Annotated in this window: 17 protein-coding genes and 2 riboswitches; of the genes, 8 read left to right on the top strand and 9 right to left on the bottom strand. The window is 41.8% G+C overall.

The features are described 5' to 3' along the window. Window positions 1-3 precede the first annotated feature (3 nt). Complete coding sequence (locus NST81_RS06280; protein WP_048623024.1) at window positions 4-1,110, bottom strand: methionine biosynthesis PLP-dependent protein; 1,107 nt, start codon at window positions 1,108-1,110, stop codon at window positions 4-6. Between the two features lie 149 nt (window positions 1,111-1,259). Continuing rightward, a riboswitch (SAM riboswitch) is annotated at window positions 1,260-1,370 on the bottom strand. Between the two features lie 298 nt (window positions 1,371-1,668). Here NST81_RS06280 and bacA point away from each other — a divergent pair. The 4 genes from bacA to NST81_RS06260 all read left to right on the top strand — a co-directional run bounded on the left by bacA (window position 1,669) and on the right by NST81_RS06260 (window position 4,891). Then, the gene (gene bacA, locus NST81_RS06275; RefSeq protein WP_048623022.1) at window positions 1,669-2,451 is read left to right on the top strand and encodes an undecaprenyl-diphosphate phosphatase; all 783 of its coding nucleotides are present in this window, start codon (window positions 1,669-1,671) and stop codon (window positions 2,449-2,451) included. Window positions 2,452-2,609: 158 nt separating this feature from the next. Then, window positions 2,610-3,422 carry an amino acid ABC transporter substrate-binding protein gene (locus tag NST81_RS06270; RefSeq protein ID WP_327824367.1) on the top strand — a complete coding sequence of 271 codons (813 nt, stop codon included), beginning with the start codon at window positions 2,610-2,612 and terminating at the stop codon, window positions 3,420-3,422. Beyond that, window positions 3,409-4,104: an amino acid ABC transporter permease gene (locus NST81_RS06265; protein ID WP_327804326.1), complete on the top strand. Its 696-nt coding sequence runs from the start codon at window positions 3,409-3,411 to the stop codon at window positions 4,102-4,104. Before NST81_RS06270 ends, NST81_RS06265 begins: the two co-directional genes overlap by 14 nt. A 52-nt stretch (window positions 4,105-4,156) precedes the next feature. Next, window positions 4,157-4,891, top strand: a complete 735-nt coding sequence (locus NST81_RS06260) for an amino acid ABC transporter ATP-binding protein (protein ID WP_327797652.1) — start codon at window positions 4,157-4,159, stop codon at window positions 4,889-4,891. Between the two features lie 341 nt (window positions 4,892-5,232). Here the strand turns inward: NST81_RS06260 and NST81_RS06255 are convergent, their stop codons facing one another. Beyond that, window positions 5,233-6,696, bottom strand: a complete 1,464-nt coding sequence (locus NST81_RS06255; RefSeq protein WP_270584710.1) for a catalase — start codon at window positions 6,694-6,696, stop codon at window positions 5,233-5,235. Window positions 6,697-7,205: 509 nt separating this feature from the next. After that, window positions 7,206-7,427, bottom strand: a complete 222-nt coding sequence (locus NST81_RS06250) for a YozQ family protein (protein ID WP_341028943.1) — start codon at window positions 7,425-7,427, stop codon at window positions 7,206-7,208. A 417-nt stretch (window positions 7,428-7,844) separates the two neighbouring features. Between NST81_RS06250 and fdhF the strand changes: the two genes are divergently transcribed. The 4 genes from fdhF to NST81_RS06230 are packed head-to-tail and all read left to right on the top strand — an operon-like array spanning window position 7,845 to window position 11,747. Then, window positions 7,845-10,826: a formate dehydrogenase subunit alpha gene (gene fdhF / locus NST81_RS06245; protein WP_328201851.1), complete on the top strand. Its 2,982-nt coding sequence runs from the start codon at window positions 7,845-7,847 to the stop codon at window positions 10,824-10,826. Further along, window positions 10,810-11,301, top strand: coding sequence for a DUF1641 domain-containing protein (locus tag NST81_RS06240; RefSeq protein WP_341028941.1), 492 nt, complete (start codon window positions 10,810-10,812; stop codon window positions 11,299-11,301). The genes fdhF and NST81_RS06240 overlap by 17 nt, the downstream gene beginning before the upstream one ends. Before the next feature lie 28 nt (window positions 11,302-11,329). Further along, on the top strand, window positions 11,330-11,575 hold the full coding sequence (locus NST81_RS06235) for a heavy-metal-associated domain-containing protein (protein WP_003355015.1): 246 nt from the start codon (window positions 11,330-11,332) through the stop codon (window positions 11,573-11,575). A gap of 40 nt (window positions 11,576-11,615) precedes the next feature. Beyond that, window positions 11,616-11,747, top strand: coding sequence for a hypothetical protein (locus NST81_RS06230; RefSeq protein WP_255287989.1), 132 nt, complete (start codon window positions 11,616-11,618; stop codon window positions 11,745-11,747). Window positions 11,748-11,958: 211 nt separating this feature from the next. On the opposite strand, the gene NST81_RS06225 is transcribed toward NST81_RS06230, so the two are convergent. Genes NST81_RS06225 through NST81_RS06200 form a run of 6 tightly spaced genes read right to left on the bottom strand, consistent with a single transcriptional unit; the run spans window position 11,959 to window position 18,639 of the window. After that, window positions 11,959-12,645, bottom strand: coding sequence for an ECF transporter S component (locus NST81_RS06225; RefSeq protein ID WP_048623015.1), 687 nt, complete (start codon window positions 12,643-12,645; stop codon window positions 11,959-11,961). Further along, the gene (locus NST81_RS06220) at window positions 12,627-14,282 is read right to left on the bottom strand and encodes an ABC transporter ATP-binding protein (protein WP_003355018.1); all 1,656 of its coding nucleotides are present in this window, start codon (window positions 14,280-14,282) and stop codon (window positions 12,627-12,629) included. The genes NST81_RS06225 and NST81_RS06220 overlap by 19 nt, the downstream gene beginning before the upstream one ends. Beyond that, window positions 14,255-15,142, bottom strand: coding sequence for an energy-coupling factor transporter transmembrane component T (locus NST81_RS06215; protein WP_341028939.1), 888 nt, complete (start codon window positions 15,140-15,142; stop codon window positions 14,255-14,257). Before NST81_RS06215 ends, NST81_RS06220 begins: the two co-directional genes overlap by 28 nt. After that, window positions 15,139-16,014 carry a DUF4430 domain-containing protein gene (locus NST81_RS06210; RefSeq protein WP_341028936.1) on the bottom strand — a complete coding sequence of 292 codons (876 nt, stop codon included), beginning with the start codon at window positions 16,012-16,014 and terminating at the stop codon, window positions 15,139-15,141. Before NST81_RS06210 ends, NST81_RS06215 begins: the two co-directional genes overlap by 4 nt. Then, window positions 16,011-16,589 carry a class D sortase gene (locus NST81_RS06205; RefSeq protein WP_341028934.1) on the bottom strand — a complete coding sequence of 193 codons (579 nt, stop codon included), beginning with the start codon at window positions 16,587-16,589 and terminating at the stop codon, window positions 16,011-16,013. Before NST81_RS06205 ends, NST81_RS06210 begins: the two co-directional genes overlap by 4 nt. Next, entirely contained in the window at window positions 16,582-18,639 is a 2,058-nt protein-coding gene (locus tag NST81_RS06200) for a DUF4430 domain-containing protein (RefSeq protein ID WP_341028933.1), read from the bottom strand. The genes NST81_RS06205 and NST81_RS06200 overlap by 8 nt, the downstream gene beginning before the upstream one ends. A 132-nt stretch (window positions 18,640-18,771) precedes the next feature. Beyond that, a riboswitch (cobalamin riboswitch) is annotated at window positions 18,772-18,977 on the bottom strand. Window positions 18,978-19,030: the final 53 nt, after the last annotated feature.

Below are 19,030 nucleotides of genomic sequence, written 5' to 3'. Positions count from 1 at the left end.
GGATCACCCTTTCATATTTTGAAACGCTTGTTTTAAGTCGGCTAACAAATCTTCCACATTTTCAATGCCGATGGAAAAACGCAAAAGCCGATTGTCAATCCCGTTTTTAATGCGAATTTCTTCCGGAATATCCATATGTGTTTGCGTAGCCGGATACGTAATAAAGCTTTCGACTCCTCCTAAACTCTCAGCAAAAGAAATTAACTGCAAGCTTTGTAAAAAAGGGTTGACCCATTCCTCTTTTTGCAATCGGAAAGATAGCATTCCTCCTCTTCCAGGATATAAAACATCGGTCACCTCGCTACAACATCGCAAAAATTCACTGATTCTCCGGGCATTTTCTTCATGCTGCTTCATTCTTAATCCGAGCGTTTTCATCCCTCGAATCAATAGCCATGAATCAAATGGAGATAAGACCGCTCCGATCGCATTTTGATATTCGCCGATTTTTTGAGATAATTCTTCTCCTTTTGTGGCGACAAGGCCTGCAAGGACGTCATTATGTCCGCCAAGATATTTCGTAGCACTATGGACGACAATATCGGCCCCTTGAAGAAGCGGCTGCTGCAAAACGGGGGTATAAAACGTATTATCCACAATCAATAAAAGCCCGTATTCTTTTGCTAATTTTGCTGTTTGCTCTATGTCTGCTTCTTGCATAAGCGGATTGGTCGGCGTTTCAAGAAAAATCGCTGCCGTTCGATCCGTGATTTTTTCTCTTACTTTGGAGATATCTTGAAAATCGTCATAAATAAAGGTTAAACCGAATTTTTTCCAATTTCTTTCAAACAATCGATAAGTGCCGCCGTATAAATCTTTGGAAACGATCAGTTCATCGCCTGATTGAAACAAACTCAAAACCGTTTGAATCGCTGCCATTCCTGAACTGAATGCAAAACCCGCATCGCCTCCTTCCAAGTCGGCAATGGCTTTTTCAACGATTTTTCGCGTCGGATTTCCTGTTCTTATATAATCATATCCAGTCGATTGACCTATCTCTTTATGTCGGTAAGCGCTCGATAAATAAATGGGAGGATTGATCGCGCCGGTGGATTCCTCGCTCCGGTTGCCTATTTGGGCCAGTTTGGTTTGCAAATGATAACGTTCCATTGCATGCATCTCCTCTTGAAATGGTTTTGATAGGACGACATGATGGAAAAAAGAAATTTTTACAAATCAAGTCGATTTCCTAACACTGTTCATGAATAGTTTCAAATAAAAAAGCCTTCTAAGAAGAAGGCTTTTTAATGACAGTCCTCTTCTTATCTTCCGGATAAATCCGCTGGATTTAGCACCTTGACAGCAATCGTGGATTGCAGCAGGTTGCTGAGGTTTCACAGGGCCAGTCCCTCCACCTCTCTCGATAAGAACGAAATTATTCGAATTTTTCCATCTTTTAATTAAATGTAACCGATCAGGTAAAAAAAAGCAATGATTTTTTATCATCGTTATGGAAAGGTTGAAAAGATGACAGCCTTTCATCCATTTCCTCTTTTGTTTCACATCTGCCAAAACGGTTCGATCAAAACGCCGTTCACTTGTGAATATTTTCCCATTTTCAGCAAAATCCTTCATCGAATCTTGTCATTTATGAGTCTATATTTCTCATGTCCTGTTTTTCTCCCATATGGTATAATTAAGCATATTTTGTGAAAAGGATGTGGGATTGTGCTAGAAGTCATCAAAGCGATTGTGCTAGGATGCGTGGAAGGGCTGACCGAATTTCTTCCGATTTCTTCCACAGGACATTTAATTCTTGTGGGTCATTTTCTTTCATTTACAGGCGACAAAGCAAAAACTTTTGAAATTGTTATCCAATTGGGTTCGATACTTGCCGTGGTCGTTCTTTATTTCAAACGGTTCCTTTCCCTGTTTAACTTCAAAAAGCGATCTGGTTTAAACCTTCTACATATTATTATCGGGATGATTCCAGCCTCTGTATTAGGTTTTCTCTTTCATGATGTCATTAAAAACGTACTTTTCTCTCCCTTCACCGTCGGTATCGGTTTATTTTTGGGAGCTTTTTTAATGATCTATGCGGAAAAAAAGAGCAAAACCGAATCCACCCAAGATTTGGATCACTTATCGTATAAACAGGCTTTCATTATCGGTTTGTATCAATGCCTGTCCCTATGGCCTGGTTTTTCAAGAGCAGGATCGACCATCTCAGGAGGACTCCTTGCTGGTGCCAACCATAAAACCGCTGCTGAATATTCCTTTTTGCTAGCTGTCCCCATGATGGTCGCTGCCAGCGGACTTGACTTGTTAAAGAGCTATCAATACTTATCGATTCATGATTTGAACTACTTTGCTGCAGGCTTCATTACCGCCTTTATTGTTGCCATGCTAGCCATTGTCTTCTTTTTGAAAATTTTATCCAAAGTCAAACTCATTCCGTTCGCAATCTATCGAATCATCATCGGAATCATCGTCATCGCATACTTTATTTAAAGCATTAAAGGGGCCTGGCCCCTTTAATGCTTTAAAAATTTATTGTTGGATTATTTGTGGTCTTTGGGTTAAAATACATACTGCTGGGTGATAGAAAGGTCTAAGTACCTATTTTTATCCATATCAAAGTAACTCTATACACATTGGAGGTTTACAGCATGAAAAAATACTTTAAGTGGTTTGCTGTTGCTACGCTTATGCTCGTTTTAGCAGCATGCGGCAACGGTCAATCAACAGACAAGAATAAGACTTCTCAATCCAACGACTCCGATCTTTATCGTCAAGTCAAAGATAAAGGCGTTCTCGTCATCGGTACAGAAGGTACATATGCTCCGTTTACTTTCCATGATAAAAGCGGAAAACTAACAGGATATGATATCGATGTAGCGAACGAAGTGGCAAAACGCCTTGGAGTCAAAACAGAATATAAAGAAACGCAATGGGATTCCATGTTTGCAGGTTTAAACTCTAAACGTTTTGATATGATTGCAAACCAAGTAGGAATTCGCCCTGACCGCGAAAAGAAATACGATTTCTCCAAACCGTACACGGTCTCTAAAGCGGTAGTGATTGTGAATAAAAACAACAAAAATATTCATTCATTCGCAGATCTGAAAGGGAAAAAATCCGCCCAATCACTCACAAGCAACTTTGCGGATCTTGCTAAGCAGAACGGCGCAAACATCGTGGGCGTAGACGGATTTGAACAAGCGATTCAATTATTAACATCCAATCGGGTAGATGCCACGATAAACGATTCATTGTCTTATCTTGATTATAAAAAACAAAAACCAAATGCTCCGATTAAAGTGGTAGCTAAAAGCGATGATGCTTCTCAAAGTGCTTTCATGTTCCGTAAAGGTTCAGGACAATTAGTAGATAAAGTAAACCAAGCATTGGATGACATGAGAAAAGACGGCACTCTAGCCAAAATCTCTAAGAAATGGTTTGGTGAAGATGTATCTAAATAGTATCCAATTACAAGATCCTAGTCATTATATGCAAATTGCACAAAGTTCCCTTCTCCCTATGTTGAAGGGGGCTTTGTATTATACGTTGCCTTTAACTCTGATTACGTTTTCTATTGGCTTGATTCTTGCTCTTTTAACAGCACTCGCAAGAATTTCAAGCATTAAACCGCTTCAGTGGATAGCGCGTTTTTACGTATCGATTATCCGTGGTACTCCGTTGCTTGTGCAATTATATATTATTTTCTATGGTCTGCCATCCATTCATATCACCATCAATCCATTCCCGGCTGCCGTGATCGGTTTTTCTCTTAATGTAGGAGCTTATGCGTCAGAAATCATACGTGCAGCGATTTTATCGATTCCAAAAGGTCAATGGGAAGCGGGATACTCTATTAATATGAACTATTCGCAAATATTAAGACGAATCATTTTGCCACAAGCGGTGAGAGTATCGATCCCGCCTTTATCCAACACTTTTATTAGTTTGGTGAAAGATACTTCTCTTGCATCACTGATTTTGGTTACAGAAATGTTTAGAAAAGCCCAAGAAATTGCCGCAACCACATATGAATTTTTACTTCTCTATTCAGAAGCGGCTTTAATCTATTGGATTATTTGTTTCATTCTCTCCATCATTCAACAGAAATTGGAAGGTCGTTTCGACAAGTATGTAAGCCATTAAAAAAGCTTTTGTACAATAACAAGCCTTTTATAAAGGAGTATTGAGCATCGGCATGATTAAAATTCATGATCTACGAAAACAATTTGATCAACTTGAAGTTTTAAAAGGGATCAACATGAGCATCGAAAAAGGAAAAGTCATAGTGATTATCGGTCCATCCGGCTCCGGAAAAACCACTTTTCTGCGCTGCCTGAATGCCCTTGAAATTCCAACAAGCGGGACGATTCAAATCGGAGATGTAAAAATAGATTTTTCACAACCTGTTTCAAAAAAAGAAATTGCCGCTTTACGCAAAGAATCCGGGATGGTCTTTCAACAGTATAATCTTTTTCCGCATAAGACGGTTTTGGAAAACGTAACGGAAGGACCCATTATCGTAAAGAAACTGCCGAAAAATGAAGCCATTCAAAAAGCAGAAAAACTCTTGCAGAAAGTGGGCTTGCTTGATAAAAAAGATGAATATCCGTTCCAACTGTCCGGAGGGCAGCAACAACGGGTTGGAATTGCACGCGCCTTAGCCATGGAACCGGAATTAATGCTGTTTGATGAACCAACTTCCGCTTTAGATCCCGAACTCGTCGGTGAAGTGTTAAATGTTATGAAAGAACTCGCCAATGAAGGAATGACGATGGTCGTTGTCACCCATGAAATGCGATTCGCAAAAGAAGTGGCAGATGAAGTCGTCTTTATGGACCAAGGTGTGATTGTGGAAAGAGGTAAACCTGAAGAAATCTTTACACGTCCTAAAGAACAACGGACGAAGCAATTTCTGCAATTATTAACATAACCCCTTTCATCCACTTTGATAGATCCTTCCTATCTTTTAAATCATGATGGGAAGGATTTTTTTATTTTTACGTTTCCAACAACCGTTCTGTCTAAGATTCTCTCATTTCTAACGCCAAAACAAGTACTCCATTGTTTTTCCCACCAATTAAAATCACGTAATCATTTATTTCTTCTTTTTCTTTTCTTGCTTAAACAGTCCATCAGTCATCCTTCCAAAACCGGGATTTTACAGTCTATTATGCGGGATTTAGTGCATTCTTCAAAAATAGGTATCCCCTTTTATCCATAAAAAACCGCCTCCGGAATTCAACCAGAAGGCGATTCTAACGGATGGTCTTTTTATTTGGCCAGTTCCTTCACATAAGGTGTGATGTCGATTTTTAAACTGTCTGCCAATCGTTGTCCCAGCCCTTGATCTGCTTGATAAAAATTCATAATCGAACGAATCGTAATCTTTTGATCTTTTACTTGGCTTAAATCATCCGTTAAGTTTTTAATCACTGTATCTTGTACTTCTTTTGAATATTTTCTCCACACTTGTCCGGCTTGACCAAAATTGTTTGGTTTATAGAAAGCTTGTTTAGCAGCAACTCCATTTATCGGCTGCGGTTCCTCAACATAAGACCGGTCTTCTTTCGGCTCATTTTCATAGCTGTTCGGTTCATAATTGATCGGGCTTTCTTGCTGTTTAAACGGCATATAGCCATCACGTTGATAATTATGAACTTCTACACGCGGGGAATTAATCGGAAGTTGCAAATAATTCGGTCCGATCCGATGCCGTTGAGTATCCGAGTAGGAGAATAGACGCCCTTGAAGCAATCTGTCTTCAGATGGCAACATTCCTGGAACTAACACGCCCGGATTAAACCCTACTGATTCAGTTTCCGCAAAATAATTTTTTGGATTGCGATTTAAAGTCATCGTCCCGACAAATTCGTACGGAATATCTTCCTCGAACCAATCTTTCGTCGCATCGAGCGGATTAAAATCAAATCGATCAAAATCTTTCGGATCAAGTACTTGAACATATAAATCCCATTGAGGAAAATCGCCGTTTTCAATCGCTTCATATAAATCTTTCGTTGCATGGCTATGTTCATGAGCTTGAATTTTCGCTGCTTCTTCAATACTTAAATTTTTGATTCCTTGTTTCGGCACCCAGCGCAATTTTACATACACTGTTTTCCCTTCAGCGTTGATCCATTTAAAAGCATGAACGCTTGAACCTCTCATATGACGATATGTCGCCGGAATCCCTTCATCCGTAAAAACATGAAGAAGCATATTGGTGGATTCTGGAGAAAGCGAGCAGAAGTCCCAAAAACGGTCTTTTGATTGCAAGTTTGTTCTTGGATCCGGTTTAAAAGCATGGATCATATCCGGAAATTTAATGGCGTCTCTAATGAAGAAAACGGGAAGATTATTTCCAACAAAATCATAATTTCCTTCTTCTGTATAAAATTTCACCGCAAAACCTCGTGGATCTCGCAATGTTTCCGGAGAATGATTTCCATTAATCACCGTGGAAAACCTTGCAAAAACAGGAGTTTCCGTTCCCGGTTCTTGAAGAAATTTTGCTGTCGTATATTTGCTCATGCTGTTTTTGGTCACAAACACTCCATGAGCCCCTGCTCCCCGAGCATGAACAACCCGTTCAGGAACACGTTCTCTATCAAAATGAGCCAGTTTTTCAATTAATTGATAATCTTCCAGCAAGGTTGGCCCATTCACCCCAGCTGTGCGAGAATTTTGATTATCTCCTACTGGCGCTCCCTGGTTCGTGGTTAACTTTTTCTTCATTCTCTCCGCTCCTTTATCAATCATTATTTTTATTTTAAAATTATTATTATCTAATACACTTTTTATTTTATATAATTGAGAATGAAAGTCAACTCCAAATTATAATAATTTTAAATTATTTTTTTTCGAGTTTTCGATAAACCTAGACTTTCCTTTCGATTTGTTATGTCTACAACTCATGATTCCCCGCTCAAAAAACAATTTTTAATACAACGTATGTCTATGTAAAAGAGCAGCTAACATTTATATATATATAAAATGAAAAGGGATATTCGCATCGGAATATCCCTTTTTTATTTACCAGCATGTATTTCTGTTGCAGGTTAAGATCTTAATGCCTACAAGCATGATATTTTTTTTACACTTTTCCTTCCCTTTTTCTCCGACAAGCACACAAAGGACATTCACCCCTTGTTTCAGACGACCTTTTTAAAAAAAGTGTAAGAAGAAACTATTTTTAGACCCATCCCAGAACTGATCACTATAACACACATACATAACTTGAAGCCTTATTCCTTTGACCCCTCTTCATAACCTCTACTGGAAAGAGAACGATCTTCACCATCCAATTGTTCTATTTTCTCGTCAATGGTTCCTTCCGTCACCGTATCGTTGACTTGTTCATGCGTTTTGGCCAAACCAGAAGCCACTTCTGATGAATCTTGATTATCTTCGGGATGAAAATATCTTCCTGCTGAATTTTCACCATTTTGTCGTTTTTGGGCTGCCATTTGTCTTCCCCTTTCCAAATCGTTTATCCCTATTTTTCACTTATAAGAACTCTTTATTCGCTTTTCTCATTTTGGCCTTTATCGCCATTGAAAAAATTGGACTATAGCCATCGCTACGTTTACTCTCCTGTTCATGTATCTTCCCGCAACAATGTTCCTCAACCGTTCATTATAAAAAGATACGTTTTGACCTTTTGAAAAGCGATAGACAATAAAAATCGTTCTACTCCATTTAAAAATTGTGGGAAAACCCTTTCATTCATGTTCTCTAAAAATGAAAAAGTCAAATCCGCAAAAACTTCAAACAAAGATACATCTACAGTAAATTTCCTTTGCAGTTTCTCATGTATATTCACCACTTCATTTGCCCATACTTTTTATCGGATGGTAACTTTTAAATAAACAGGTGATATGCAGATGGAAAATAAGACCTTTACCATTTTTGTAAATGGCGTTGAAATCGAAGCAAGAGAAGATCAGTCGGTTTTTGAAGCGGCGCGGGATCATAACCAATATATCCCCGGAATTTGCTCGTATCAGCCGGATCTCGGCGTTGGTGTGCTGCAAACTTGTGACACTTGTTATGTTGAAATAGACGGGGAACTGCAGCGGGCTTGTGCAACGAAAGCCAAGCCTGGCATGCGGGTAAACTCTTTATCAGACAAGGCGAAGGCAGCACAATTGGAAGGAATGTCACGGATATTGGCCAACCACGAACTCTATTGCACAGTCTGCGACAACAATAATGGCAACTGTGAAGTCCATAATACCGCCGAATACTTGCAAATCGAACATCAAAAGTATGAATTTACGCCAAAGCCTTATCCACCCGATCATTCCCACCCTTTTTATCGCTATGAGCCGGATCAGTGCATTCTTTGCGGTCTATGCGTCGAAGCATGCCAAGACCTACAGGTAAGTGAAGTTCTCAGCATTGCTTGGGACAGAGAACGACCTCGTGTCATTTGGGACAATGATGTTCCAATCGATCAATCATCCTGTGTTTCGTGCGGACACTGCGTAACTGTCTGTCCTTGCAATGCTTTAATGGAAAAGTCCATGTTGGGCGAAGCCGGCTACTTAACAGGTATTCCGAAAAATATTTTAGAACCGATGATTGATTTTACGAAAGAAGTGGAACCAGGTTATCAAGAGATTTTCGCTATTTCCAATATGGAATCAAGCATGAGAGAAGCTCGGATCAAAAGAACCAAAACGGTATGCACTTATTGCGGCGTCGGCTGCAGCTTTGAAATATGGACAAAAGGCCGAAAAATATTAAAGGTTCAGCCTGAGCCAGAAGCGCCGGTGAACGGGATTTCCACCTGTGTCAAAGGAAAATTCGGCTGGGACTTTGTGAACAGCGAAGAACGACTGACTAAACCGCTTATCCGGAAAGGCGATCATTTTGTCGAAGCAACGTGGGATGAAGCACTGAATTTAATCGCAGAAAAATTCCAATCTATAAAAGAAAAATACGGTCCCGACTCTCTTGGATTTATTTCGTCCTCTAAATGCAGCAACGAGGAAAATTATTTATTTCAAAAACTGGCGCGAGCTGTTTTCGGTACGAATAATGTCGACAACTGCTCTCGTTATTGTCAAACCCCTGCTTCCACCGGTTTGATGAGAACGGTTGGAATCGGCGGCGATTCCGGCACTATTCAAGATATTGCTAGTGCCGATTTAGTCATCGTGATTGGAGCCAACCCTGCGGAATCCCACCCTGTTTTAGCAACGAGAATCAAACGAGCCCACAAACTGCATGGACAAAAATTAATAGTAGCAGACCTGAGAGTAAATGAACTGGCCGAACGAGCTGATCTCTTTATTCATCCGAAGCCCGGAACCGATCTCGTCTGGTTGTCTGCCGTAACAAAATACATTCTGGATCAAGGCTGGGAAGATAAAACATTTTTACAAAACCGAGTGAATAATGTCGAGGAATATATTCGCTCGCTGGAAAAATTCACATTGGATTATGCAGAAGAAAAAACCGGTTTATCCAAAGACACTCTTGTCAAGATAGCCACTATGATCCACGAAGCAAAAGGCACCTGCATTCTTTGGGCGATGGGAGTTACGCAACATTTGGGCGGAACCGATACAAGCACCGCGATCGCCAATTTGCTTCTAGTGACAGGAAATTTTGGAAAACATGGAGCAGGTGCCTACCCACTTCGCGGACACAACAATGTTCAAGGAGCAAGCGACTTTGGAACAATGCCTGCATGGTTTCCGGGATACGAGCCTGTTGAAAACGACGAAGTACGCGCACGATATGAAAAAGCATGGGGCGTGAAACTGCCGGAAAAACCAGGACTGAACAACCATCAAATAGTAGAAGCCATTCATGATGGAAAAGTGAAAGGAATGTATTTGTTTGGTGAAGAAATGGCTTTAGTGGATTCCAATATCAATCATGTGAACGCTGGATTTGAAAAATTGGAGTTTTTCGTCGTTCAAGACATTTTCTTTTCCAAAACGGCCCAATATGCGGATGTGGTGCTTCCGGCTGCGCCTAGTCTGGAAAAAGAAGGAACGTTCACGAATACGGAACGAAGAATCCAGCGCTTTTACCGAGTGATGGAACCACTTGGCGATTGCAAACCGGATTGGGAAATTTTCCGCGATCTCGCTAATCGTCTAGGTGCCGATTGGCGCTATACCCACCCGTCTGAAATTATGGATGAAGCGGCTAAGTTGGCTCCTGTTTTTGCCGGTGTCCGTTACGATCGACTGGAAGGATGGGAAAGTCTCTTATGGCCTGTTGATCGAGATGGAACAGATTCGCCGCTGTTATTTAAAGACCGATTTGGATTTCCCGACGGAAAAGCAAGATTGTTTCCGGTTGATTGGACACCACCTTTTGAAGCAGGCGATGGCTATGATCTCCATTTGAACAATGGCCGTTTGTTAGAACATTTCCATGAAGGAAATATGACTTATCGCTCAAAAGGCATTACTCATAAAGTGCCGGATACGTGGCTGGAAATTTCTCCGGAGCTAGCGAAAGAACGAAATATCGAAACCGGAGCTCTTGTCCGTCTGACATCACCGTATGGAGAAACAAAAGTCCGAGTTTTGGTCACCGATCGAGTCAAAGGACACGAATTGTATTTTCCGATGAACGGGAACAAAGAATATAATGCCGTTAATAAACTAACAAGCAGTTATCATGATCGGGTGACTCATACCCCTAACTACAAAGAAATGCAAGTGAAAATGGAAGTTCTTGAACCAAAAGGAGAAAGCCCGTTGCCAAAAGTAAATTACAGGTTTGGAAATCCACAGCCGCATATAGGAGCAGAAGTAGAACGAAAATGGAAACGTTCTGACTTTACGCCGATACCGGAGGAAATCAATAGGGAGGGAATCATCGATGGCCAAGCCCATTAGTGCAATTGAAAAACAACATCCCGATCCCCTTGAAGAAACATCAGAAGCTTTAGCAGAAATCGGGGAAAAAATAGCGAACAGTCGAGAAGCTGTTCTAAAAACACTGGATATACTTCAAGAGATGCAAAAATCGGGTGTATTGGACATTCTATACGGCCTCTTAAAGTCACGTGAAAAAGTGGGCACGGTGATGATCGAACAAATCAATCAGCCCAAATATCATCATGTGATTAAAAACGGCTTTCAATTATTGGCCACACTCGAATCAGAACAATTGGAAACTATTTTTAACGCTATGAAAAAAGGGATTGAACAATTGGACCAACCTACAAAAAAGCAACAATCGCTAAGCCTCTGGGGCATGATGAAAGCAGTGCGAGACCCATATATCAACTCGGCCCTTTCCATGATGCTCCATTTCTTGCATGGCGTTGGTAAGGGATTGGAAAGTCAGAAGCAATTGAAAGAAAGCTGAAAAACTTTGGCCATGGATGGTGAGAAGATTGATCACACGCATGATTTCCATTCCAAATATGACAGAATCAGATAAGGATACGGTAAGCAGAGTGCTTCACGATGTGTGGGGAGTACGAAATATTCAAATGAATGCCGAGAAAAAAACCGTTGCAATCTCATTCGATGAAAATGCAGCCACTTTGGAAGATTTTCGACAAGCCATGATCGATAACGGATTTGAATGTCAGATGATGGAACATCAGCCGCCTGACATTCCCGACCATATTCAATGAGATCACTGTAAAAATGTTCATCAATAAGGAGGATGCCTTGATGCCTAGAATTTGCGAAATATGCGGAAGAAAAGAAGAAGTGGAAGATGAACAATGGGAATATGATATTTTAGATGTATGCAAAGACTGTGCAAATGATCGAAAAATGACATTGGATCCTGAAGAACTATAAAGAAAAAGGGATGGCCAACCTCCGTAATGGATAAAATTCAATGGAGGTAGATCATCCCTTCTTTTTTCTTTCAGCCTGTTATGTTCTATAACGGTAGGAAACCTTCTTCTTAACTGGAAGCCTCTTTCCTCTAAAAAACGCTTGACGGGATCCGTATGAAAGAAAAATCTTTATTGAATCCCCTTCGACATGATCCATGCGGCTTATTGGTTTATTGTTCCAATAAGCCGTATTTTTTTTGAAAACGTTGTAGAACTTTGATCCAGCTTTTTGCAAATAAAGCCAGAAAGAAGACATTGGAAAGCCCGTGAGCCAAATCAAATGGAAAACTGGCGCTGTAATACGCTACTATTTGCGGCCAAGTGATGTGGTTCATAACAGAGACGACATACATGAGATTCATACCCCATCCAAATAGAATGCCCACCACGAATCCATAAGCACAGCGGCCAACCGTATTTTTCATCAGCCTTGTTCGTCGCATCAAACCTGCCGTTAACCCGATCATACCCCAAGCATACATTTGCCAAGGCGTCCAGGGGCCTTGTCCTAAAAACATATTGGAAACGAGTGCTGCGAGTGCGCCGACCACAAACCCGCTTTCTGGTCCAAACGCGAGCCCGGTGACAATCACGACGAACGTGGTAGGCTGAACGCTTGGAAGAGGAGCAAACGGAACCCGACTTACTGCGGCAATCGCTCCTAAAACCGCCAACAACACCAGCTCTCGTCCGGCTGCTTTCCGCCTCTCAAAGCGAATGACAAAAGGAAGAAACGTGCCGATCATAAAAATCACGCTGATCCATAAAAAATGGCGCTGTACCGATAAAGGCAAAAAGGCTAGAATCACAAATAAAATAACCGCTAACAGGATGAGAATCATTCTAGAAAGCGCCATTTTTCTCTAGCCTCCTCTACCGTTAACACTTCCGGGACACGTCCGCCCCTGGAAATCCGATTGGCAACAGTCGTGTAAAACGTATTTCCTTGAAAAAACGTTTTAGTAGGAGCGGTAATCGTTACTTCTCCTTGGAACAGCATGGCGCAGCGAGTCGAGTATTGAGCAGCAAACTCAATATCATGAGTAACCATTACAATCGTAACCCCATTAGCCCTTAAATTTTTTAACAGTTTCCCAAACTGAAGTTTTGCTTCCGGATCCAATCCTTTTGTCGGTTCATCTATAAGCAGAAGTCGCGGATTCATCAGCATCACACCGGCAAGAGCCGCCTTTTGCATTTCTCCTCCGCTTAAATCATAAGGATGACGGTCTTTAATAGGCGTCAATTGAAACATCTCCATTAATTGTTCCATCTTTTCTCTTCCATGTTGAATTTGGTGCTTATCGATGATGGCCTCTAACTCCGTTTCCACTGTATCCTGCAGGAAGAAAAGTTTCGGATTTTGCGGTAAAAAAGCAATTTCTGATGGAATTGGCTTTTTCAGTTTCTTTCCATTAAAGATAACGGCACCACGCTGCGGGTTTTGGAGACCGGCCATGACTTTCAGCAACGTAGATTTTCCCGATCCATTCGCTCCAACTACCGACAGCCACTCCCCTTCATACACGGAAAGCGACAATTGATCCAGTATTGGTCTAGTCTCCTTTTCATATTGAAAATTAATTCCTTTTAAAGCCAACAAAGGTTTTTTATTTGTAATATCCTCTTGAAACGGCTGGGTGGGAACGGAGGTCCCTTTCAGAGTCGAAATCCATTTTCTTCCTTCTTTTACTGTCAGCGGAATGCTTTCTGAGGCAGGCTTTTGACTATGTTCTAAATATAGGCGGGCCGGGCTGGGAAGATAGGGATAGATCTGAGAAGAAGGATGTTTTGCCAATTGAGAAACGACTTCACGCGATGGGGCATCATAAATCTTTTTGCCCTTTTCCAAAACCATTACGCGGTCTGCAAGTGAAAACAATTCCTCCAAGCGATGTTCCGCGATGATGACGGTAAGCCCAAATTCTTCATTCATTCTCCGGAGCATGGTCATAAATTCACTTGCAGCCACCGGATCAAGCTGAGCAGTAGGTTCGTCTAAAAGAAGAATACGCGGATGCAACAACAAAACAGCAGCAAGATTGACCAATTGTTTCTGGCCGCCTGACAATTCAAATGTCTTTCGCTCCAACCATCCTTCCAAGCCAAAAAAATGAACCATTTCGGCTATACGCTTTCGCATGTCCTCCGTTGAATATCCCAAATTTTCAAGACCAAAAACCAACTCCTCCATCACCCGGTCCATAACGATTTGATTTTCCGGATCTTGAAAAACCATGCCAATCTCTTGTGCCATTTGTTTGGCCGGCACTTCCATAAAAGAACATCCGTCCAAAAACAACTCCCCTTCTATCTTTCCATGCGGACGGACTTCTCGCTTTAACAAACGCAGAAGAGTGGACTTTCCGCTACCGGAAGGGCCGCAAAGGAGAATAAATTCTCCCGGCTCTACTGTAAAAGTGATATCAGATAGAGCAGGTTCTGGTGCATCCGGGTACGTAAAAGTTAAATTTTTCGCTTCCAATAACGCCATAGCAGTGCCTCCCTTACTTGAATTCCTATTGGAAACCCTACAAACATAACGAACATGAGCAGGAAAAACCACTCTCTGCCTTGCAATAATAGTGGTTCCAAAATCGGATAGACTGCCAGCACGCCGTCCCCAAGCCACCATCCAAAAGCCACTGCCGTTCCGAAACCAAGCAAATAAACCATCGCAAACCAATCTTTTCCCTTCATCCGAAAAGGAATGTAACGGCTCCGTTTCTGAATTCCATAACCCCTTGCCGCCATGGAATCGGCGGTTTGAATTGCCTCTTCAAGCGACCAAGTTAACAATATTTGCACGAATTCCAGACCATTTCTTACTCTTTGTATGAAGGTGCCTTCTGTGACAGATCGTCCCTTTCCTCTTTGGACCATTTCAATTTCATAAAGCCTTCTTCGTAAGAGTGGAACAAACCGCATGGCCAGCATAGCCAACAGGACCCATTGCGGGAGCCATTTCGCAAATAAAAATAAAAATTTTTCCGACGTAATCACTTGGTTGTAAGCGGCAAAAGCCGCCATTAAATTAAATAAAGTAAGCGCAAGCATCAATCCTTGCAAAAACGATTCCAATGTGACGGGATTTGCGCTGAAATAAAAGAAAATATGACTGCCGCGGTGATTCGTCAATGGATTGAGTACCAAAAAAAATACGGGAATGGTGATCATCATCCCCTGCCATTTACGCACCGTCTTACCTGAGTCCAACAAAATATTCAATATAAGAAAGAGCACAGCACCCGCCGCTAAAAAGACTGGGTGCTGATAAAGCATGGCAGACACCATCGCCCCGGCAAAATAAAGAAAGCAAACGAATGGATGGTAAGAATGAATTCCTTTTTTCATGGTTGTGTATCCTTTGTATAGTCATTCGTGTAAATCCATTGAATCACATCCCCCGCCTTGACGGCGACAGCACCTGCACTACGAGAAACGTACTTATTGTTGACTTTTATCGTCCAACCACTTAACGGACCATGATCAAATTCATAAAGATTCGAAATTCCTTCCACATAAGCCGTGGAATGACTGCCGCGTATACTGACCGGAATGCCCTTTTGCTTGGCGATTCGCAATGTCACTTCCAACGCCGTATCCCCATTTTGCAACGGTACTTTAGTGGGGGAAAGGATGGTTCCCGTTTGTGAATCTCCACGAATCGATACCGTTACCGTTTGTTTGTTAACCGGTTTTGAGGCCGATTTTGGGGCCGGTTTTGGAACAGGCGTTGCGGCTGGTTTCGAAGATGGTTTTTTGGCCGGCTCCGGTTTCACAGTCGATTGACTCTTTGGTGCTTGTGGAGTATGGATTGTCGTCGCATTGCTCTTTTCAGCCGTTGATTTTTGTTCGCTGTTCCCTTTGCTATTCTCTTTCTCCGCATTGGCATTGGACGATCCGTTTTTTGACTTTGCAGCTGAATCAGTCGATTTCGACTTTGTTTCTTTTTCATTGCTGGTTTTGGACGAATCTGCGGCCGAATGGGACGACTTTTCCGCATCTGCAGTTTGATCTTTATTTTGATTATGATCTTCTTTGGAAGTTTTTATCTCCTTTTCTTTACCGTCTGAAGATGTTTTGTCCGAAGATGACTGAACAGCCGCTGCGTTATGATGGTCGTTATTGGAATGAGGCACGACTTCATCCTTTTGACAGCCTGCCGTAAACAAGATCAACAAAAAAGAGAATAGTAGTAAGAACGCATTTTTCCATATTCTCATTTACCGTCACCCCCTTGGGAATGTTCCGGATAAGCATAGATGATATAACGTTTCGGTGCATTTCCCACATAACGAAATGGGTAGCATGTCGTTAAAACTAACTCCTCAGTCGGCGCGGTGGAATGAATGACAGAACGATCGTCCTTGTCCACAATTTTCATGCGGCGAATGGTATAAGAAAAGGATCCGTACGACAATCGAATGATCAACTGATCGCCTTTTTTCAGCGTTCCTATTTGTCGAAACACCGTATCCCGGTGGCCGGAAAGAACAATTTGATTATGTTGTTTCGGATAGGCAGAAGCTGAATAATGGCCGACCCCTTTTTCTAAATCTTCCGGAGAAGCTCCTTCGACAATCGGCAGCTTCCGTTTTAAGGCTGGTATCTCTAAAGTACCCACGACTTCTCCGCGCACAGGATGAAAAGATCCTTGTTTATGTTCAGAATGCACAATTTTTTCCGCTTTTCGAAGCGCATCTTTTTGATCCGCATCCATTTTCAGCTTCTGCCATCCAGCGCAGGCAATGAAAAGAAAGCCCCCAGCAATGAACAAAAGAGAGATCTTTTTAATCATGGCCTCTCTCCCGGTATTTCCGGTTATAAACATATAACAGAACACCCGCTATGATCAGAATGATTCCTGCCAAAAGAAGATTATAGATATTCGTTGAAGTATTCGGCAATTTGCCGCCCAAAGACGCGTGTGAAGTTTTGGATCCGGATTGATCGTGATCATTTTTTTCTTTTGAATTGTTCGTTACGAGACCGCTGTTCTCATTTTTTGATTCTGAATTAGGATTGTTGCTCGTTTGGGTATTGTCGGTCCCTTCTTTCGCCGGATTTGGATTTTGTGCCATCCGATAAACGGAACCTTTTCCATCAGCAAAAAGTTGATAAGCGACCATCGCCTCGGCACCTTGCTCGGTTGCCACTTCATCTGCATCACCCGTTGCCGTGTGGCGAAATTGTCCTGCACCATTATAAAAACGGATCAAATAGCTCAACAAATTGCCGTCTTTTTTCGTAAATGCAGCACCTTGAGGATCAACTCCTGCTGCTGTCAAACCTATAATGGCTGCGGATGCTGCTTCACTTGTTTCCCCTAGTTGAGGATCTGCAAAACCACCATTTTCCTTCTGTTCAGCAGACAGCCAATCGACACCTCGTTTAATAGCGGCAGCCACTTCCGGTTCATCCTTATAAGGAGCCAGAGCAGCGATTGCGATTCCGGTCATATCGACAGGTGAACCTTGGCCGTTATATAGCGTCCACTTGCCATCCGCTTCCTGTAATTCTAAAATGCGTTTCTTTAATTTTTCTCTCGTCCAATTAGCGTTTGATGGAACTGGATAATTTCCGCTGTCCAAAGCAATTAAGGCATACAAGATTCCGTTTGTGCCTTGGCGTGTCATTGGACAGCTTTCGTTTTTTTCGCAATAGTCACTGTTGTAGATTTTCTCCACCAAATTATATCCTGCTATATCGCGAGGATCTCCTCCTGCAGCCGTTATACCAATAACATCTCTTTCATAATCGGTAATATTCCGGTACTCTCCTTTTGTCTCTATCACTTGTTGCTTTATGTCATTTAAATAAGATGCAGGAACTTTCATTCCGGCTTGATGAACGGCAACAGCCTCCCACGGACTGTCGACTCCCGATTGAAGAATATGGTTCACCGTCGTTTTTAAAATGTCATTTATTTCGTTTTCACTGACCTTATTCGGTTCGTTTACCGGCGATGTATTGGACCCATTTGATCCATTTTGACCATTGCCGCTGCCTTCATTTCCGGTATTTCCACTATTTCCGTTGTTTTCATTATTCCCGTTGTTTCCGTTATTTTCGTTCGTTCCCCACGTTTCGACTTTAAAAGTAATATTGTCATCCGGTTGCAGTACATAGGACGATGCACCGACGGAAGCCATTTGGCCATTGACATAAAATGCCCAATATTGCCCCCATGTATCATGAGATTCAAGCGGTTCTGTTCCGATGTTTTGAACGTAAAAACCAAAGTCTTTACTATAAGCAACATCAAGAGGAATCTTTTGATCATCCGCAATCGATTTTAACAAATCGTAAGCCGTCGCATGGCCTTCGGTTGTTCTTTTTACATTCGAAACAATAGGTTTTCCATCTTTCCCGATGATCGTTAAACGGGCATCTACTTTCTGATTTTTCGTATAATCAGTCGTGTATTCCCACTGAATGTGATCATGGTTGGTCACTTGATATACAGCGGCACTGACAGGAACTGAAAGCCCATTGACATACACCATCCAGCCGCTAGCCGGTCCGCGGTCGCCTCCATGTAAACCATTGATACCGTCTACATAAACGTTTTCACCGCTTCCCTTCGTTTCGATCGAAAGATGGTTTTCAAGGGCTGCTTTTTGCAAAACGTCCAAAATCGTACTTCCAGAAGGGACATCGACCGCCGTTGTTTGCAAGATCGGACCATTGTCCCCGATGATGGTCACTCCTACTTCTGATTGCTGCTGTTCAGCCGTTATACTGCTATTTGACGGTTCCGACGCGAAAGCAGTAAAACCAAATGCCAATTGGCCTATTATGAAAATAGACATTAAAGCCGTGACAGCTATCTTTTTAATAGAAAACACAAATCCCCCTCCTCAACGATATGTAATAATAAAAAATAACCAAAAGAAAAAGGCACACCTAACGAGATAGGGTGCCAACAAAAACAAAAATAGCCAGCAACAAACTGACGCACCCTATCCTCGTAGGTATAACGTCGCAAGAAAAAATAGGCAGGTCTCCTGGCTCATGATCATCGCTTTCTAAAGCCTTCCCATCTGCAAAACAGCAAACAGTGGCAAACCATTTAGAAAGCTCCCATTCACAGTGGCGGGACCGCGCCGGATTTTCACCGGACTTCCCTTTTCATGGCAAGAGCTCGACAGCACGGCTTTTGCCAACCTATTTTCCTATTAACTAATTGTATTTGAATTTATCATAGCCAATCAAAGTGTAAACTGTCAAACGGACAAA

It is taken from the genome of Bacillus sp. FSL W8-0223 (assembly GCF_038006805.1).
Taxonomy (GTDB): Bacteria; Bacillota; Bacilli; order Bacillales; family DSM-4216; genus Bacillus_O; species Bacillus_O smithii.
This window is presented reverse-complemented; position numbering and strand designations above follow the sequence as displayed.